General features: G+C 31.3%; 25 protein-coding genes. 13 read left to right on the top strand and 12 right to left on the bottom strand.

Annotated elements, in window-relative coordinates:
• Positions 1 to 258, bottom strand: coding sequence for a DUF3721 domain-containing protein (locus PMT9312_RS07830; protein WP_011377059.1), 258 nt, complete (start codon positions 256 to 258; stop codon positions 1 to 3).
• Positions 259 to 332: 74 nt separating this feature from the next.
• Here PMT9312_RS07830 and PMT9312_RS07825 point away from each other — a divergent pair, with 74 nt between their 5' ends.
• A complete protein-coding gene (locus tag PMT9312_RS07825; protein ID WP_011377058.1) occupies positions 333 to 1,487 on the top strand; it encodes a carbohydrate porin in 1,155 nt (384 codons plus the stop codon).
• A gap of 135 nt (positions 1,488 to 1,622) precedes the next feature.
• Positions 1,623 to 2,240 carry a hypothetical protein gene (locus PMT9312_RS07820; protein WP_011377057.1) on the top strand — a complete coding sequence of 206 codons (618 nt, stop codon included), beginning with the start codon at positions 1,623 to 1,625 and terminating at the stop codon, positions 2,238 to 2,240.
• 237 nt (positions 2,241 to 2,477) lie between these two features.
• Here PMT9312_RS07820 and PMT9312_RS07815 read toward each other — a convergent pair whose 3' ends face one another.
• Positions 2,478 to 3,110, bottom strand: coding sequence for a 2OG-Fe(II) oxygenase (locus tag PMT9312_RS07815; protein WP_011377056.1), 633 nt, complete (start codon positions 3,108 to 3,110; stop codon positions 2,478 to 2,480).
• Between the two features lie 342 nt (positions 3,111 to 3,452).
• Here PMT9312_RS07815 and PMT9312_RS07810 point away from each other — a divergent pair, with 342 nt between their 5' ends.
• The 6 genes from PMT9312_RS07810 (at position 3,453) to PMT9312_RS07785 (ending at position 6,198) form a co-directional block, all read left to right on the top strand.
• The gene (locus tag PMT9312_RS07810) at positions 3,453 to 4,748 is read left to right on the top strand and encodes a hypothetical protein (protein WP_011377055.1); all 1,296 of its coding nucleotides are present in this window, start codon (positions 3,453 to 3,455) and stop codon (positions 4,746 to 4,748) included.
• Positions 4,749 to 5,182: 434 nt separating this feature from the next.
• Positions 5,183 to 5,290, top strand: coding sequence for a high light inducible protein (locus PMT9312_RS07805; RefSeq protein ID WP_011132751.1), 108 nt, complete (start codon positions 5,183 to 5,185; stop codon positions 5,288 to 5,290).
• Positions 5,290 to 5,499: a high light inducible protein gene (locus PMT9312_RS07800; protein ID WP_011377053.1), complete on the top strand. Its 210-nt coding sequence runs from the start codon at positions 5,290 to 5,292 to the stop codon at positions 5,497 to 5,499. Before PMT9312_RS07805 ends, PMT9312_RS07800 begins: the two co-directional genes overlap by 1 nt.
• Before the next feature lie 109 nt (positions 5,500 to 5,608).
• Complete coding sequence (locus tag PMT9312_RS09630) at positions 5,609 to 5,761, top strand: high light inducible protein (RefSeq protein ID WP_011377052.1); 153 nt, start codon at positions 5,609 to 5,611, stop codon at positions 5,759 to 5,761.
• A complete protein-coding gene (locus tag PMT9312_RS10090; RefSeq protein ID WP_263891584.1) occupies positions 5,722 to 5,922 on the top strand; it encodes a chlorophyll a/b-binding protein in 201 nt (66 codons plus the stop codon). Before PMT9312_RS09630 ends, PMT9312_RS10090 begins: the two co-directional genes overlap by 40 nt.
• A 96-nt stretch (positions 5,923 to 6,018) precedes the next feature.
• Positions 6,019 to 6,198, top strand: coding sequence for a hypothetical protein (locus PMT9312_RS07785; protein WP_011377050.1), 180 nt, complete (start codon positions 6,019 to 6,021; stop codon positions 6,196 to 6,198).
• Between the two features lie 33 nt (positions 6,199 to 6,231).
• Here the strand turns inward: PMT9312_RS07785 and PMT9312_RS07780 are convergent, their stop codons facing one another.
• Complete coding sequence (locus tag PMT9312_RS07780; RefSeq protein WP_011377049.1) at positions 6,232 to 6,657, bottom strand: cupin domain-containing protein; 426 nt, start codon at positions 6,655 to 6,657, stop codon at positions 6,232 to 6,234.
• 477 nt (positions 6,658 to 7,134) lie between these two features.
• On the opposite strand from PMT9312_RS07780, the gene PMT9312_RS07770 reads away from it, so the two are divergent.
• From PMT9312_RS07770 to PMT9312_RS09545, 4 genes are all read left to right on the top strand, one after another.
• Positions 7,135 to 7,644: a hypothetical protein gene (locus tag PMT9312_RS07770; protein ID WP_036924078.1), complete on the top strand. Its 510-nt coding sequence runs from the start codon at positions 7,135 to 7,137 to the stop codon at positions 7,642 to 7,644.
• A gap of 75 nt (positions 7,645 to 7,719) precedes the next feature.
• A complete protein-coding gene (locus tag PMT9312_RS10085) occupies positions 7,720 to 7,854 on the top strand; it encodes a hypothetical protein (protein ID WP_263890851.1) in 135 nt (44 codons plus the stop codon).
• 117 nt (positions 7,855 to 7,971) lie between these two features.
• Complete coding sequence (locus tag PMT9312_RS07765; protein WP_011377046.1) at positions 7,972 to 8,370, top strand: hypothetical protein; 399 nt, start codon at positions 7,972 to 7,974, stop codon at positions 8,368 to 8,370.
• Between the two features lie 86 nt (positions 8,371 to 8,456).
• The gene (locus PMT9312_RS09545) at positions 8,457 to 8,771 is read left to right on the top strand and encodes a hypothetical protein (RefSeq protein WP_011377045.1); all 315 of its coding nucleotides are present in this window, start codon (positions 8,457 to 8,459) and stop codon (positions 8,769 to 8,771) included.
• A 753-nt stretch (positions 8,772 to 9,524) separates the two neighbouring features.
• Here the strand turns inward: PMT9312_RS09545 and PMT9312_RS07755 are convergent.
• The 6 genes from PMT9312_RS07755 to PMT9312_RS07735 all read right to left on the bottom strand — a co-directional run bounded on the left by PMT9312_RS07755 (position 9,525) and on the right by PMT9312_RS07735 (position 12,582).
• Positions 9,525 to 9,773, bottom strand: coding sequence for a hypothetical protein (locus PMT9312_RS07755; RefSeq protein ID WP_011377044.1), 249 nt, complete (start codon positions 9,771 to 9,773; stop codon positions 9,525 to 9,527).
• On the bottom strand, positions 9,774 to 9,911 hold the full coding sequence (locus tag PMT9312_RS07750) for a gibberellin regulated protein-like (RefSeq protein ID WP_011377043.1): 138 nt from the start codon (positions 9,909 to 9,911) through the stop codon (positions 9,774 to 9,776).
• Between the two features lie 126 nt (positions 9,912 to 10,037).
• Positions 10,038 to 10,340, bottom strand: coding sequence for an RNA recognition motif domain-containing protein (locus PMT9312_RS07745; RefSeq protein WP_011377042.1), 303 nt, complete (start codon positions 10,338 to 10,340; stop codon positions 10,038 to 10,040).
• 133 nt (positions 10,341 to 10,473) lie between these two features.
• A complete protein-coding gene (locus PMT9312_RS07740; RefSeq protein WP_011377041.1) occupies positions 10,474 to 10,815 on the bottom strand; it encodes a DUF1330 domain-containing protein in 342 nt (113 codons plus the stop codon).
• 850 nt (positions 10,816 to 11,665) lie between these two features.
• A complete protein-coding gene (locus PMT9312_RS09940) occupies positions 11,666 to 11,815 on the bottom strand; it encodes a hypothetical protein (protein WP_193741821.1) in 150 nt (49 codons plus the stop codon).
• Between the two features lie 50 nt (positions 11,816 to 11,865).
• Positions 11,866 to 12,582, bottom strand: coding sequence for a dienelactone hydrolase family protein (locus PMT9312_RS07735; protein WP_011377040.1), 717 nt, complete (start codon positions 12,580 to 12,582; stop codon positions 11,866 to 11,868).
• Positions 12,583 to 12,899: 317 nt separating this feature from the next.
• Here PMT9312_RS07735 and PMT9312_RS07730 point away from each other — a divergent pair, with 317 nt between their 5' ends.
• Positions 12,900 to 13,208, top strand: a complete 309-nt coding sequence (locus PMT9312_RS07730) for a hypothetical protein (RefSeq protein ID WP_036924072.1) — start codon at positions 12,900 to 12,902, stop codon at positions 13,206 to 13,208.
• Between the two features lie 326 nt (positions 13,209 to 13,534).
• Here PMT9312_RS07730 and PMT9312_RS07725 read toward each other — a convergent pair whose 3' ends face one another.
• Genes PMT9312_RS07725 through PMT9312_RS07715 form a run of 3 tightly spaced genes read right to left on the bottom strand, consistent with a single transcriptional unit; the run spans position 13,535 to position 16,418 of the window.
• Positions 13,535 to 14,410, bottom strand: a complete 876-nt coding sequence (locus tag PMT9312_RS07725) for an LOG family protein (RefSeq protein ID WP_011377038.1) — start codon at positions 14,408 to 14,410, stop codon at positions 13,535 to 13,537.
• A gap of 48 nt (positions 14,411 to 14,458) precedes the next feature.
• The gene (locus PMT9312_RS07720) at positions 14,459 to 15,850 is read right to left on the bottom strand and encodes a PhoH family protein (protein WP_011377037.1); all 1,392 of its coding nucleotides are present in this window, start codon (positions 15,848 to 15,850) and stop codon (positions 14,459 to 14,461) included.
• A gap of 49 nt (positions 15,851 to 15,899) precedes the next feature.
• A complete protein-coding gene (locus PMT9312_RS07715; RefSeq protein ID WP_011377036.1) occupies positions 15,900 to 16,418 on the bottom strand; it encodes a hemagglutinin in 519 nt (172 codons plus the stop codon).
• Between the last annotated feature and the right edge of the window lie 71 nt (positions 16,419 to 16,489).

Genomic DNA, 16,489 nt, shown 5'->3' with positions numbered 1-16,489 from the left:
TTAATGATGATGGTGGTGATTGTGATCCTTTTTGTTCTTGTCATGAGAATTTTCATGAGCTTCATGAGTTGCGCAAGGCATCCACTTATTTCCCATCTTATGCGCTCCAGTGCAATTAAAACTTTTAGCAGCTTTTTCAGCTTCTCTTTTGGAATCAAAAAGTGCAGGGGTTTTTGTTTCTTCAACTTTTGAAGTGCAGCCAAGACTAAATAGTATGGTTATTAAGAAAATTGGAGAAAGAATGAATGTTTGTTTCAAAGGAATTGTAAGAATTTATACCAATATTAATATGTAATTACTAGTTAATCTAGATGCCCTAGAAATTATTTTTAATGAAGCTTTCTCCTCAGAAATTATTTGCACCTGCTTTTCTTGGAACAATTATGCCTCTTGCTATTCATGCAGGAGGAATGAATCATCATGATCATCATATGCATGATTCTCATATGAATATGACTGACGCGTTCCCAACAACGATGTTTATGGGAAAGAGTACGTTTGTTTTAGGAGGCGTTGATGGTTCCACTAGAACAGATGCTGTACATTTTAACTACGACTTAAAGTTAATGGGCATGACAAGCTTTACAGGAGAAGACATGTTGATGACTGCTATTCGTGCGGGTGATTTTAATATGATGGATCCCTTTGGAATGAATGGAGAGTCTAGGCTAGATACAGCATTTAATAGTAATGACCGTCTTGAACTTCATAAGCTGTTTTATAAGTTTCCTGTAAGTGATACTGTCAAAGTCACATTGGGACCTCAACTTCGTCAAGATGATTTACTTGGTGTTAAGCCAACAGCTTATCCTGGTGAAGATGGAATTTTATTTGTTTTAAATCAAGCTGGAGCTAATGACACCTATTCAAAAAGAATGGGAGCAGGAGTAGGAGTTACTTATTCCAAAGATAAATTCATAGCAAGTACTGTTCTCGTTTCAGAAGATGCTGATTCTAATGAAGGAATTTTAACTAAAGAAGGAAGAGACAACATTACTACACAGCTTGCATTGGTAGATGATTCGTATACTCTCGCCTTTGCTTATACACATTCTGATGGTGGAAATACAGATAATAGTCCTGATGCCAATGATTATTCATCTTATGGAATAAATGGCACTTACAATTTCTTGAATCAGTCAGATGTCTTCTTACCTTCTTCAATAAGTGCTGGCTTTGGATGGAAGAATCCAGATAATCATGATGATCCAGATACAGCTGCAAATTCTATTGAGGATGGTAATACATGGACAGTTGGTATTCTTTGGAACGATGTAATTAAAGAAGGAAATAACCTAGGATTTGCTATTGGAACAGCGGAAACTCATAGGGATGATGATGGCTATGATGATCCCTTAGCATGGGAGACTTTTTATAAGATGCAAATCAATGACAATATTTCAATAACCCCCTCAATCTTTGCAGTGCAGCAGGATGGAGCTGATGATGTATCAGGAGTGATAGTGAAAACCAGCTTTAAATTCTAAACAAGAAGTCAATATATTCAGAATATTTTGGCAAGTTTAGAAGTGTATAAAATGATTATATTTTGAGAGTCATTAAAAATTAATAATTTGGTTATTATATGAATGATTATTTAGTAATTTTTAGTTGATTTTTCGATGAAAAGGACTCAACTCAATATTAATATTGATCCAAATCTTTTAAAAGAAATAAAAACTAGTGCAAGAAAGGAAGGTAAATCTTTAGTTGAGTATGTAAATGATTTTTTCAAAAAACATCTAAATAACGATGCTTCAGATGATGTAGAAATAAGATTAAGTAATCATGAAAATAGATTGAAGTTGATTGAAGAAAATATTGGTTTAGCTATAAAACAAAAGAAAAAGTTTCCTGATTTTACTCCTCAAGAAGCAGCTAACTTTAATGATTTTGTTAAAGCTATTTTCCAAAAAGAAGTTAAGAGAAAAAAATATAATTCAACTAAAGATGCATGTAATGACCTAATTAGTCATTTGAATTGCTTTGATAAATGGAATGAAAAATGTTCACTTAGATTAAAAGAGATTCTGTTTATCGATCATGGAGATTCACTTGATTGTGATGAAATGAATTCTCTTAAGGATAGTCAAATTTGTCCTTCTCCTCTAAGAACTGGAATAATTAATTGGATTAACAATTCAGAAAAAGGAAAATGTTCTTGTTCGAATAGTAATTTTCCTTCAGAGCAAATTATCCGCGCAAAAGGAGCTGAGTTGATTAGTGATCTAGATATTTAGGATAGATCTGTTTTAATCCATCCTTAATTGAATTTGAAGTTAGATATTTATCAAGTAATGACTAATAACGATTTTGGATCTACTTTTAATCAATAAAGAGTTTGGGTAAAGTTTGGGTAGAAAATCTCTAATCCTTGAGATCGCAGTAATAGCTAGACGGGTGTACTTTTATATTAGCCAGTAGCTAGGTTCCTTTTGTGGCATGGGATCTCGGTGAAAATATAGGTTTGAAAAAGTTTAGGAGTTCGCTAATCGTGAAATATAGGTTTCAAGATTACCTGCATTTATCCAACCGGTTGCGATAGTTTTAAAATCAGTATTATTGACTCTACCGCGATGAATATGAGAAATTCCTGCGGGAAAGATAATAAGTTTTCCTCTTTCAGCTTCTTCATGATGCTGCTGCCAACGAAATTCAGTCCCGCCAGAAGTGACATCATTACAATAAAGAATCCAAGCTAATACTCGGTGTACAGGTTCTGTAGATTCATTACTAATAGTCCAATCGCAATGCCATTTCTTAAATCCTTCTCCCGGAGCATAACGTTGTAAATTAAATATTGGGTTAACAAATAAAGATTGTTCTGGGCAACATTCCTTCACTAGTGGCCGATCTTCTAGATATTTTTTTAGTGCAGCATTAACTCCTCTAATTATAACTTCAGAGATTGCAAAGGCTTCTGGATCTGAACGATCTATAGAAACAAGACTAATATCAGTGGAAACTTTGTAAGGATCAGAATTCAAAGAGATGCTTTGACCAAAAGCTATACCATTAGTATGTAAGTCTTTACGGCGATCAAAAAAAGAAATAACACCATCAGCTACCGCTTCGAATCCTGAATTTTTATATTTCCCAATTAGTTCCATAAAAAAAGAGGGTTTTACCCCTCCATGTTAGATCGACTGTCAATCGCTAAAAGTTTGGATAAAGTTTGGATAAAAAATTACGATTCCTTGAAATCCCAGTAATAGCTAGACGCGCTCACTCTTCATTAGCCAAAACTTTTCTTCATTCATATCAAGGGATCTTAGCGATTTTTGAAGCTTGGAGTACGTGTTATCCAAACTTTTTTTGGTATAAATTTATTATCCATCAAAGTTCCTAATTAGGAAAGTAAGGGTAGAGGTTATTTGCTTAAAGTGCAATTTATCTCTGGAAATCTATTTGACATGTGTTAATTTACGTAAAAAATTTCGTGTGAGGGAATTTTGAAACTTTTTAAAAGCTTATTAGTTACATCAGCTTTTTTAGGTCTTTTAGCACCTATAACTGCAACAGCATCTGAGATAAATATTGATGAGATAAATCGTTATGTTCGAAAAAAGTCATCTTCAAAAAAACAATTTAATAGCCAAACTTTCTCACAAGATCTTGCAAACTTTAATGAAAGTGTTGAAAGGATAGATTCTAGAATTAATGAGTTAGAAGCGGGAAGTTTCTCAGAAACAACAACAATGAGTGGTTCTACTAATTTTCAGTTTGGTGTTGTGGATAACTCTAATATAACTGAAGCTGTTACAGCTACTTACTCTATAAAAACCGACTTGAATACTTCTTTTACAGGAGAAGATAATCTTTATGTCGGTATTGAAACTGGAAGCTCATCAGCTTTAATTGATTTTGATTTAGAGAGCTCTGTTGTTGGAGGAGATACTTTAAGTGTGGCTTCAATGTATTATCAATTTCCTCTTGGAGAATTCCAAATAGCTGTAGGTCCAGAATTAGACAGTGATGACTTAATGCCTACAAAGACATCGGCTTATTCTGATAAGTTTTTCTTTGAAAGCCAATATGGTTTAAAGTCTAATTTTTATGCGAGTCGAGGAACAGGAGCTGGTCTAGCAGTGGCAAGAACTTTTGATGGTGGATTAAATGCTTCAGCAAGTATTGTAGGCACTGGGGCAAATACCAATAGTGGATTACTAACTGCAGAAGGTATTGATGTTACTACTTTTTCATTAGGCTATGACGCTGATAATTTTGGTGGAGGAATTATTTTTCAAAATTCTGATTCTCTTTGTACTCTTGCTAATGATTTTACGGTTGACCTTTGTAATGATTTTGGAATAACTGCAATTTTAGATGAAGGTTATAGAACTACTACATTTGGAGGATATTACAGCCCAGATGAGAAATTAACATTTAGCATTACATCCAGTTTTATTGATCCAACCATTAGTGGAGCAAGAGTTGATACAATCCAAGATTTTCAATTTGCAGTTGATAGAGAATGGGGTGATGGAACCTTACATGCTACTTATAAAACTTTCCCTTTCTACAAAGTACCTGACTTAAATGGTGATAGGATTCAGCAGGATGATTTGGGTTATTTTATCGAACTTTATTACACTTATAACGTTAATGATTCCTTAACGCTTAGACCGGGTATATCAATGGCAATGCCTACTCAGGATGCTGATGATATTGCAGCTGGTGATGATGAATTAGCTTTCTTTTTATTTGAGCGTACCGCTTTTGGTGTAGGGGCTACTTTCAAGTTCTAAAAAACAATTTAAGAATAATTAAGTAGTCCTTTACTTAAACAAAAAGGACTGGGTTTTTTCTTGATTTAATTATTTGTATTTTTACTATTTACCTTACTAGAGACTTTTTTAAAATTTAATTAGACGTTTTTCTAATTAAATAAGTGTTTTGCAGCTATAGGGTTGTTCGTCAGAAGAGAGATAAAACCTAAGAAAGCTTGAAAGATTACAAAGACACAAGTTTTAAATAGCCGTGCATTCCAGATTTTCATGTCATTACTTTTTTTAAATCCAAAGCAGTTCGTTAAAAATTCCAGCCGCGTTTAACTTACTTCTATACAGTTATGTAACAGTACTGTATAGAAATACTTTTATCAGGGAGACTTATGGTAAATTGCTTTACATTGTTTAATATTTATGTTATATTTCTTTACATAATAAATTCACTCTTAATTATGACTCCAGAAGCAGAAAGATTCAACGGTTGGGCGGCAATGCTCGGTTTTGTAGCAGCTGTTGGCGCATATGTAACAACTGGTCAAATCATTCCAGGTTGGTTCTAATGTCTAATTCTTCATACATTACAACTGAGTCTGGCGGAAGACAAAATATGTTTCCTTCAGAGACACGCCCTTATATAGATGAGTCTGTTTCTTATGAAGGTTACCCTCAAAACGCAGAAAAAGTTAATGGTCGTTGGGCAATGGTCGGCTTTGTTGCATTACTAGGTGCTTACGTTTTAACTGGTCAAATCATTCCAGGTATTTTTTAATGAGCCCTCTAGTCAGTTTTTTGATTTAATAGTCTCATTAACTGCTTTAGTTGTTGCTTATTTAACTAAACAATTTCAAGAAAATCTAATTTATTCAAACCAAAATCAAATGAACAAAACAAACTCAAACACTAAAACAAAAACAATCGAAAAGGAAAAAGCAGTTGCAGAAACAATCAACGGTAGATTCGCAATGCTCGGTCTTATGGCTGCTATTGGTGCATATCTAACTACTGGACAAATTATTCCTGGTTTCGTTTAGCCAAAAAATTCAAACAATTCACTTTAAATCAAATGGACAAATCACAACCTAACTATTGGCAAAATGCTGAAATGACTAATGGAAGGATGGCAATGATGGGCTTCTTCGCATTAGTAGTAAACTACGGTCTTTTTGGCTGGATCATACCAGGTATTTTTTAAAATGAACGTAGACATTTTCTTAATCTCTTTCTTTATATATCTATTAGTGCCAGTGGTAATGATAGCTAAAGGGAAAAAAGCAACTAACTAAAAAATATGAATTTAGGAATTCTCTTTCTCAAGGTTAATACAACTGGAGTAATAACTTTATCTGAATTGGATTGGATTGCAAATCATCAATCAGAATTTTCAAGGTTAGATATGGCACTAGTTTTAAAAATTGGTCGTCTAATGGATGAAGGAATAATAGAACTTGATTGTAGATTGCCAGCATAAATTATTTACATAAAATCGTCCCATCAGGTTGATTTATTCTTCAGGATTCAAAGTAGGTACACCTTCTGCTGAAGCAACAGCAACCCACATAACTGCTGAAGAATCACCACTATTAGCCATTGTATGAGCAGGAGTATTTGCTGAGAGAACAAATGAATCTCCTTCCTTAAAGGTTTTACTAATACCTGTCTTTTCAGCAAGCGTTAATTCACCACTTTCAATATGACCTAGTAAAGGTACAGGATGAGAATGCATTGGTATAGTTGCTCCATTTTCAACTTCTACTCTAATCAAACGCATTTCAGCTTTTCCTTTTGGATACTTAAAATTATCTCCATCAATGTTTTCTGAAGAGGTGAAGATTTCTTGTACATCAACCGGAGATTCCGCAGCTATAGAAATGCTTGGGTTTATAAGCATTAATGCAAAAGCTAATGCTATGAATAAATTCTTTATCATGAATTTGAATTTCTAGAAAATTATTTAGACTTATAGTATTTATTATTTAAATATCTTTCAGTAATTGATTTAACTTTTTTTAATTATTTTGTTCAGATTTTCTGAGTATCTTGTTTGGATAAGTTCCTATGTGAAGTATGAAATCTAAGTTTATTTCTAAAATTCTCATCCCCCCAATAGTGATCTTCGTAAAATAAAAAAACAGACATAGCCACGCCAGCTGTTAGCAGCCCCCCCATAATCAAAACAAGATATATAAGGTAATCTGAAGGAACCCAATTACTAGTTCCAAAAATAATTACACAATGCATAATGTTTAGAAAGATTAGATTTTATATAACTATTTTGCTAAATAAAATAATTTTTACTACCTGAAAGAAATACCCAATTTATAAGAACTTAAAACCTGAATCTTTTATTTAAGTATTAATGATAATGGAATTGATGATTATGTTTCTTTATTTACTTATAATATCAATGAAATTATTATTTAAGTTTTTGGTTGATTTATCTAAGCTTAAAAATCTTTCACCTTTATATTCTTATTGGCATTCAGAACAAAATGATTTGGATGAAAGGAATAGGTTATTAATTGCTAATAAAGATAGTCCAGCTTTATATCTATTTGAGAAAGAACCTTATAAGTGGGAGATGTTATTTCAAAGTATTATAAGAGAAATAATAAATGGAGATTTATCTTCATTGAAAGGCTTGCAAGTGCTTTTAAATAGTCTTTCTCCTGCAATAAGAAAAAAAGTTTTAAAGGACTTACTGGTAAATAAAATTATTAATCAGGATTGTTACGCACAACTTAATAAGCCAATTGATATGAAGTCAGAAAAAAAAAGTAATTTGCTTAGATTTCTAAGAATCTTATTGGCCATATTTACAAATCCTTATGGCATTGAATTAAGAAGAAAAAAAATTCATATTTATGAGAAGACTGGGTTTTTATTTAACTTTTTAAAGAATTTATATTCCAAATAAATATTTGTATCAGACACTTAAACTTATTTGTAATAATTGATATTTTAAAAGATCGTTATTTAATTAAAATTTTTTATGGCTAAAAAAGAAGGAAATGAACTTGCTACGGTAAAGGTTTATTTAAATACTAGCATTATTGCTACTTTACTAGGAGTTGGCTTTTTAGCATCAACACTTATTTTTGGTGTACTTTTGATAGCCCTAAAATAGAAAATTATATTAGCTTGGTTTAGTAAGAATATATCGATTTTTAATTATTAAAAAGTAATTAATAAATTGCGTTATTCAGAACTTTCATACTATCTTCATTTATCAGTTTTTAATATAATGATTAAAAATCACTTAGATAATCACGAAAACAAAAAAGATCAGTTATCCAAACTATCCGTCAGAATATTACGGCAAGAAGCAAAGAAATTATCAGTACCTTTGTATAGTCGAAAAAACAAGGCATTATTGGTTGACTTAATACTGAAATACCAAAAGAAAGCCTTAATTGAAGGCCAAACTATTAATGATAGAGAATTATATTTTGATAATAATTTTAAATTTAATTCAGAAGGTTCGAAAAATATAATTTCTTATGAAGATTCAAACTTGAAAAGTTTAGTTGCGAAATCATTTCCCGATTCGAAATTGAAAAGATTACTATCGAAGTTATTTCCAGATAAAAGAATAACCGTAACAGATAATAAAGATGGATCTCAAACAATTCTTATAAACTAATTTTATAAACTCAATATATCAACTTAATATAAGTAATTATCAAATTAAATTTATGCTTAAATATTTCAGTTCTCATTAACTTACAAATGTATTATTCAGAAACCAAAGTGATAATTGGTGGTCTAGCCCATGTTCCAATATTAATCTTCATAGTCAATTTCATTAAAGGTAAGTTTGAATCTATAACAGCAAAAGTAGTTGAAGTAAAAGCGGAAGAGCCAAAGGTAAAAGTAGTTGAAGTTAAAGAAGAGGAAGTAAAAGCGGAAGAGCCAAAGGTAAAAGTAGTTGAAGTTAAAGAAGAGGAAGTAAAAGAGGAAGAGGTAAACGGCAGTGAAATTAAAGAAGAGGAAGTAAAAGCGGAAGAGTTAAACGGTAGTGAAATTAATGAAAAAGCAGAATAAAGGGAATAAAAAGTTAAAAAAAGAGGTTCTTATACCTCTCTTTTTCTTTTCAATGCTTACCTAAGAAAAATGGCATAAATCTTTGTACCTAAAGCTCCATAAAGACCAAGAATGATTAGAAATATCGAAAGTGAAATCACAGAATAAAGTTAATTATTATTGTTATCTCTTGAAATATTTGAATGCGGTAGTAGCTAGAAACAATTTGTTAGTTATTGCGACTAGCAAGTTATAAAACATTTTCTTAAATAAATAAATAAATTCCTTATAGGTGGTCTAAGGACTTGAACCTTGCGGTTTAAAGGTTAACTCCGCACTCCTACACATGAGGAGAAAAAAAACCTTTCTGATTTATGAAGATCACTTTCAAGACACTTAGCATTTTCCTGAATTTTGCTCTCATCCTTTGTGTCTTTGTCATTTAAGACTATGTATTAAAGAGATTAATAGTTTAAGGTTTTTTTTTCTTCGCACCGAACTCAATATCGGTTAGTTTCTTAGTCTGTAAAAGTTTGAGTAAAGTTTGAATAAAAAATTACGATTCCTTGAGATCCTAGTAATAGCTAGAAGGATGTTCTTTTCATTAGTCAAAACTTTTATTCAGTCATATTAATAGATTTGGGCGATTTTAAAGATTGAGATAGATGCTATTCGACCCTTTTTTGTGTAAATTTATTATCGAGCAAATTACCTATTTAGGAAAGTGTAGGTAAAGCTTGACCTATCTAATTGCGGAATATAGTGATTATAAATCTAAGAAATTTTTTGTAATAATTTAACTCCTGATATGACAGAGATTATCGATGCAATACCAAGAAATATAGAATAAAAAGGCTGCAAATTAATAATGCCAAAATTACCTGTATGCCATTTGATCAACCAAAAAGCATCTACTCCTAATGGTTGAAGAAAACTATAGAAAGTACCAGATATAAGAGTAATTATTAGAGGTATTGCAGAGAGAGCAGCTACTTTTCTATGTAAAAGTTGAAATTTTTGCATTTATATTCTTAGGTACTTGTGTAATTCTTTTTCGTTCTTACATGAAAGCCATTTCTCTTGGTTCTTATGAATTTCTTCGCAACCAAGTTCTAAAGATTTTTTTACAGCCTCTTGTTTAGAAGAAAATTGTCCTCTCATATGAGCATGTGAATAGTGATTGAAATTTAGTGATATAAAAAAAGAATAAAGAAAGAATTTTTATATTTCTAAAAACAAAAGTCATTATTAAATAAAGTTTGGATAACTTTTTCAGATATGAATTTATTATGCATTCAAGTTCCTATTATTGCTATAAGACTTATTGCGTTTTTTATTATTGGGCCCTTTTCTTTTCTCAGCCTCGTTCACCCTTATCTCTCTCCCCATCCATTCAACATCTTGAAGGTCATCTATAGCTTTTTTTTCGGAATTTTGGTTATTTAAATCTAAAAAAGCAAAACCTCTTTTTCTACCTGTTTCTCTATCAAGAGGTAAATAACATTTCTTTACCACCCCATAATTACTAAAAAGTTGTTCAAGATCTTCAACTTCAGTTTCCCAAGATAGATTTCCAATAAAAATAGTCATTTCTTTTTAGCCTTTCAGTGAATGTACAAATAGTTGCCTTGGACTAGTGAAGTTATCTCCAATCAAATGCTTCCATTGTTCCTATTCTAACTTTTGATTCCCTAGGTAAGAAGAATAAAAACTTAGAATGCCCCTACATACCCATTGCTCTTCTTAGCTTTGCAGCCTCATCTAAACCTTCCATAATTGTAAATGTAGAATTGTCAGTGGCTTCTTGTCTAAGTTTTGAAAGCTCTCTATATTCTTCAGATTCATAAGCTTCAACTGCTGCTCTCATACTAGGAAATTCACAAATAACTGCTAAATTGACATCCTCCGTCCTCTCCTTCCCTTGAGGCTCTGTGTCTTTTGCAAAAACTTTTCCACCAGCTTCCTTTAGCCATGGACCAACTTTATTTACATATTCATCAAATAAGTCCTGATTTATTATTCTTGCCGTTGATACCCAGTAACCTTTAGCTCCTTTTTTATCCATGATGTATTTATGCTTGTAATGTTAAATTTAGATCAACTGTCAATCAAAGGGAATCTGGCTCTTAGAATTTTTATCTAGTTTATTCTGAAGCTTCGCTGCCTTATGCAATAAACCTACTACTTCTTTTCTCCCAGTTGCGATAGATGCTTGATGTAATAATTCAGCATACTTTTTGGTTAATTTTTTCATTGGTTTGTTTTTTTAATGTCAAATACACAGGCTTAATAAGTAAGGTGAATCTTAAACTTTTCTACATTGGGTAGATCAAATAATTTGTTTTTAGAAAGTATTTGACTATTGCAGGTGGCACTCTTTTTCATAAGTTCTTTAGCTTGGTCAATATATCTATTCCTTATCTCTACCTGAGATTTAACAATAATAACATAAATTACAAAATAAATTCTTTGGAAATAATTCGCAACTGATTTATATTTAGGTTATTTAGGTAATTAGTTGTATTGAATCTGTTCTCATTAGATTCGAGATCCTTAATCTCAAAAATCATACTATTTGATATCAAATCAATTAAATGTTCTTTGTCCATATTTAACTTATAACCTTTATGGAAAGTTAAATACGAATAAGTCTTTAACTCAAGATATAAGTAATAATACTTAGACGTAAAAAACTAATGAAGAACTCACAGGGAGAGCCTTAGAAAGAACCTAGCTCTCACAATCTATGTCTTAATCGTCATTAATATCTTTTCCCCAGACCCTGGGAAGTTCTCTTTGAAGAGTTTTAACTTCCATATCTGTAGCCCCGGATTAGTCTTGGAACTTGGTACAAATGACTGTAATTTCGTCATAAGCTTGCTCTAGTTATATTGTTTTTTGTTTGGATTTGCTATTTAATTTTTATCTACTACTTCTCCTCCATGCTCTCTCGCTATTACATCTAAACACCTAAGAACCTCTTTATTATTTAATAGATCTGTATCCGTTAAATACCTAAGAAGAGTTCTTATTTGATCAATAGTATTTTCTTGTAATTCCTTCATTAATACTTAATTGCTATCTGCCAATAAGGATAGCAACCATAAGATTTTTGTTAATTGAATTCTTTCATCAATAAATTCCAACCAATTAATGATGCATCTTTATCGAAGGATTCTCTTTCCTCACACATAAAGCCATGATAAGCTCCTTCAACTTCAACATAAATAAATCTCTCTTCTAATGGATCTAATTTTTTAAATCTTTTTTTAATTTCTAATCTATCTTTTAAGGGAATTAAATCATCTGAAGAACCGCAAATAAAATTTAATTTTCCAGAAACTTTTTCAAGTAAATCTATAGGTGCAAAGTTAGTATCAGATCTTGGAGCTGTAACCCCAGCTCCATAAAAACAAAATGAACTTTCTATTTCTTTTAATGAAGAAGCAATAAGTGCTGCATGACCCCCAAAACAAAATCCAATAATTGAGATTTTCTTTTGTGGATATTTTTCTTTAAACCAATTTATAGCTGCAGAAACATCTTGAATAATATTTTTTGAAGTTGTTAAATTTTTATGATGCCTGCCTAATTTCAAATCTTCTTCGCTGTATGCTAAATCCAATTTTGGAGCTGTTCTACCGTAAAGAGGTAAGGCTAATACAGAAACATTTTGTTTAGCTAATTTTTTAGAAAAACTCCTTATCCAATTATTAATCCCAAATACCTCTGGTAAAACTATTGATATATATTCACAAGCATTACCTGAATCTACCCACCAAGATCTTAGAGGTAAATCTCCACTATAAATGGTGGTCCATTTTCCTTCCATTTGTTTCTATGTGAAAAGTTTGTGCTAGAAAAAAGAGGTTTAATCTCTCTAAGTTTAGATCGATTGTAAATGTAAATTTACCTTATTCTTTTTTTATAAATTAAATCTTAAATTAGTTAGAGAAACTTATATTGGAGTTATTTTACATAAGTTATATAAATCAAATTAAGTAGTCGTTATTACCAATTAAATGTACCTGTTTTTGAATGAATATTTTTGTCCTTGAAAACCTCCTAAAACATACTTTTTCTTGAAATAAAGACTGACAAGACATTCCTAAAAAAAACTTTTATAAATCATTAACTTCTTTTATGAATATGTTTCTAACAAACAAGACTCGTTTAAAAATTAAGGATATCGTTAAGAGGATCTCACTAGATGAACCTGTTTCATTGGAGGAAAGAATTTATGTAGAAAAGTTTTCAAAAAAAAATTCAACTATATGGACATGGCTTAAGAAAGCTAACAGCTTGAGAAGATATGGGAAACAAAATTCAGACGGAATAAATGGACTAATCCAAAATCTTGCACTTAATGGTTTAGAAACTGAAAATCATTTTGATCCCCAAAATGATGATCTTGCTGATTGGTTTAGTGGATCTCCTGATTGGGTAAGAAGAAGCTAGATCTAAAATTAATAAAGCTGAAAGTATATTCTTTATACTAAAAGATAAACTTCATTAAATCTAAAAATAAGGAGTGTATGGAGTTTTTGTGTTGATTGAGTCGCCGTAGTAACTTTCAGCTGACTTTACTAAGATCCAATAAATGAAATTAAGAAATGATTTTTCCATACGAAGCTCTATAACTATACTAATTCAAATTAGAATCTCAAATAAAAACATCGTAGAAAATACTTAATATAATAGATTTCCCTAGTTAGTTTATGAAAAGCTTTTTTGATTGAGTTATTTATTTGATGCTTTTGGCCATTTTTTATATAAAAAGTTGATTATGAAAAATTTTTTATTAAATTCCAAGCTTCCTTTGCTGTATCAGCGTATTGAAAAATAGATAAATCATTTTCTCCAATTAAGCCCATATCAGATAGGAATTGAAAATTAATTACCTTTTCCCAGTGGCTTCTGCCAAATAAAATTATTGGAATATTCTTCTTCATCCCAGTTTGTCTTAATGTTAATAATTCAAATAATTCATCTAGAGTTCCAAATCCTCCAGGAAAAAAAACTGCAGCAGCAGATCTCATAACAAAATGAAATTTCCTCATGGCAAAATAATTAAATTTAAAACATAATCCTGGAGTAATAAAAGAATTAGGGTGTTGCTCATTGGGCAGGCTTATATTTAATCCAATCGATTTACATCCAGCATCAAATGCTCCCCTATTAGCTGCTTCCATAATCCCAGGTCCGCCGCCAGTGACTATTACATGAGAATGAGGATTTTTTGTTTTGCTATCCAGTGAGATTAATTTAGATAATTCTCTTGCTGCAGAATAATAATGTGAGAGGGAGTGCAAATTTTTTAATCTCTCGATATTTATCTTGGAAGATTTAGATTTAGGATTACTTGAAAGAAGTTGTTCTGCATCATCTAGCCTTCTTTTTGAGGTAATTTCTTCTGATATGTGGACTCCTCCAAAAACAATAACAGTTGAAATTATATTTTCTTTTTCAATAACTTGTTCGGGCTTTGTAATTTCAAGGAGCATCCTCACTCCTCGCATTTCATCAGTATTCAATAATTCAATATCTTCGTGAGCAAGTTTATAAGTACTAGATTTTAAAATTGCTTCTAAATTACTAGCAACTAATTTAACCTCGTTACTTCTTTCGTTTTCGAAATTACATTTAAATTTGTCATTCATATCGTTCTCCATGTTGTTATTTTGTATATAAAAATTTTAAAGCTTTTTCTACAAAAGATCAGCCGCTAATTCTGCCAAACCACTTCTCTCGCCTTGAGATAAAGTTATGTGTCCAATTATTTTTTGACCATGTAATTTTTTAGCTAACCAAGTCAATCCGTTACTATCAGAATCAAGATATGGATGATCTATTTGATTTGGATCTCCTGTAAAAACAATTTTTGTTCCTTCTCCAGCTCTAGTAACGATAGTTTTTACTTCTAAAGGTGTTAAATTTTGGGCTTCATCAATAAGAATAAATTGATGTGGTATTGATCTTCCTCTAATGTAGTTTATTGCTTCTACTTCCAAGAGACCCATGCCTCTCAAGTCTTCCCATGAATTTTTAGAGTTAATATCTCTTTCTTTTTGATTAACTCTTGCCCCATTTTTATTTGAATTTGGACTGGTTAAATAATCTAAATTATCAATTATTGGCTTCATCCAAGGAGCTAATTTTTCATCAAGACTACCTGGGAGATAGCCTAATTCTTTGCCCAAAGGTATTGGTGGTCTAGATACTAATAATCTTTCGTATAAATTTTCGTCTGCAACTTGATGTAATCCTACTGCCAAAGCAAGTAAAGTTTTACCTGTCCCAGCTTTTCCTACAAGACTTACTAATTGAACTTTTGGGTCTAGGAGTAAATCTAAAGCAAAACTTTGTTCAAGATTCTTAGGTTTTACTTTGCCTAAATTTGATCTTTTTAAAAAATTTAGACCTACTAACTTTTTCTCAGATCGATCATATCTTGTTAAGTAAGTATGATTCTCTTTTAAATTATCTCGCAAGATTACACCCTCATTACTCACTAAAGATGGTTCAAATTTTGATTTGATATCTCTTAAATAAATAAACCCATCTTTTTGAACCTTATTTATCTCCCCTGAATTTGAACTTATTTCCCTAAACCCCTTATCTAAATTATCTAAAGAAACCTTATCTTTAGTAAAATCTTCAGCTTTAAGACCAACAGCATCTGCTTTGATTCTTAAATTTGTATCTTTCGAAATAAGTACGACTTCAGGAAAGTCTGATAAGATTTTGGTATTTTTTTCTTCAAGAGCGACAGCTAAAATCTTATTATCTCCACTACTGTCACTAAGCTCTGATGGTAATCTATCAGTAGTCTCTTTTCTGCAAAATGCAACTTTTATTGTACCCTCAGATTTATTATTAATTTTTACGCCCGATGATAGATTACCTTTTTCTCGCAGACCATCTAATAATCTTGAAACTCTTCTGGCATTACGTCCCTTCTCGCCAGGATCCCTTTTGAATCTATCAACCTCTTCAACTACCTGAATTGGAATTACAACATTTTCATTGGTAAAATGTAGAGGTGACTCGGGATCATGTAATAAAACATTTGTATCAAGAACAATAACTCTTTTTTTCATGATTAAGGTCCTCTCTAAATTAAGTGTGAAGTGAGTTTGAGTTTTAATATCAATTGGAATTTGCAGTTTTTTTAACTAAAGGATTAAACATCAATCTTTTGATTTGATCATTTTCCCAAATCCAATAAACGGGAGGACTTTTTCTAGCCTTAATAAGGCTTAATTTGTTTAGTTTTTGAGGGATAAATTCTTGTTTTGGATCAAAAAATTTATCTCTGATAGGTTGATTTAAAACAATGCTCCCTTCTTTTCCAGAGATTGACCTGTGATAAGTTCCAATAGGAATTTCAAGTGCTCCCATAGATCTTTTTAGATAAATAACATGATGTGGCTCGTCCCAAGTTGGATTTATCAAAATAAATTTCCTCTCACCAGTAATAACTAAATTGTGATCAATTTGATGATTGTGTACGTAGTACTGCTCATACTCAAATTCATCTGGAGGGGATATAGCTTCTCCTGAATGCATAACTACATCACAACCATTAGTTGACTCTATGCCAGCATCAAAAAAAGTTACTTTGGGAGTTTCTCTAAAAATAGTTGTAGGGCAGAATTTTAATTCCATAATTCAACCTCTCTGCTAGTGAATTAACAAATACGATTAGAATTTATTTACAAAAAAATAATTATTTATTG

This window comes from Prochlorococcus marinus str. MIT 9312, from assembly GCF_000012645.1.
Classification (GTDB): domain Bacteria; phylum Cyanobacteriota; class Cyanobacteriia; order PCC-6307; family Cyanobiaceae; genus Prochlorococcus_A; species Prochlorococcus_A marinus_L.
This window is presented reverse-complemented; position numbering and strand designations above follow the sequence as displayed.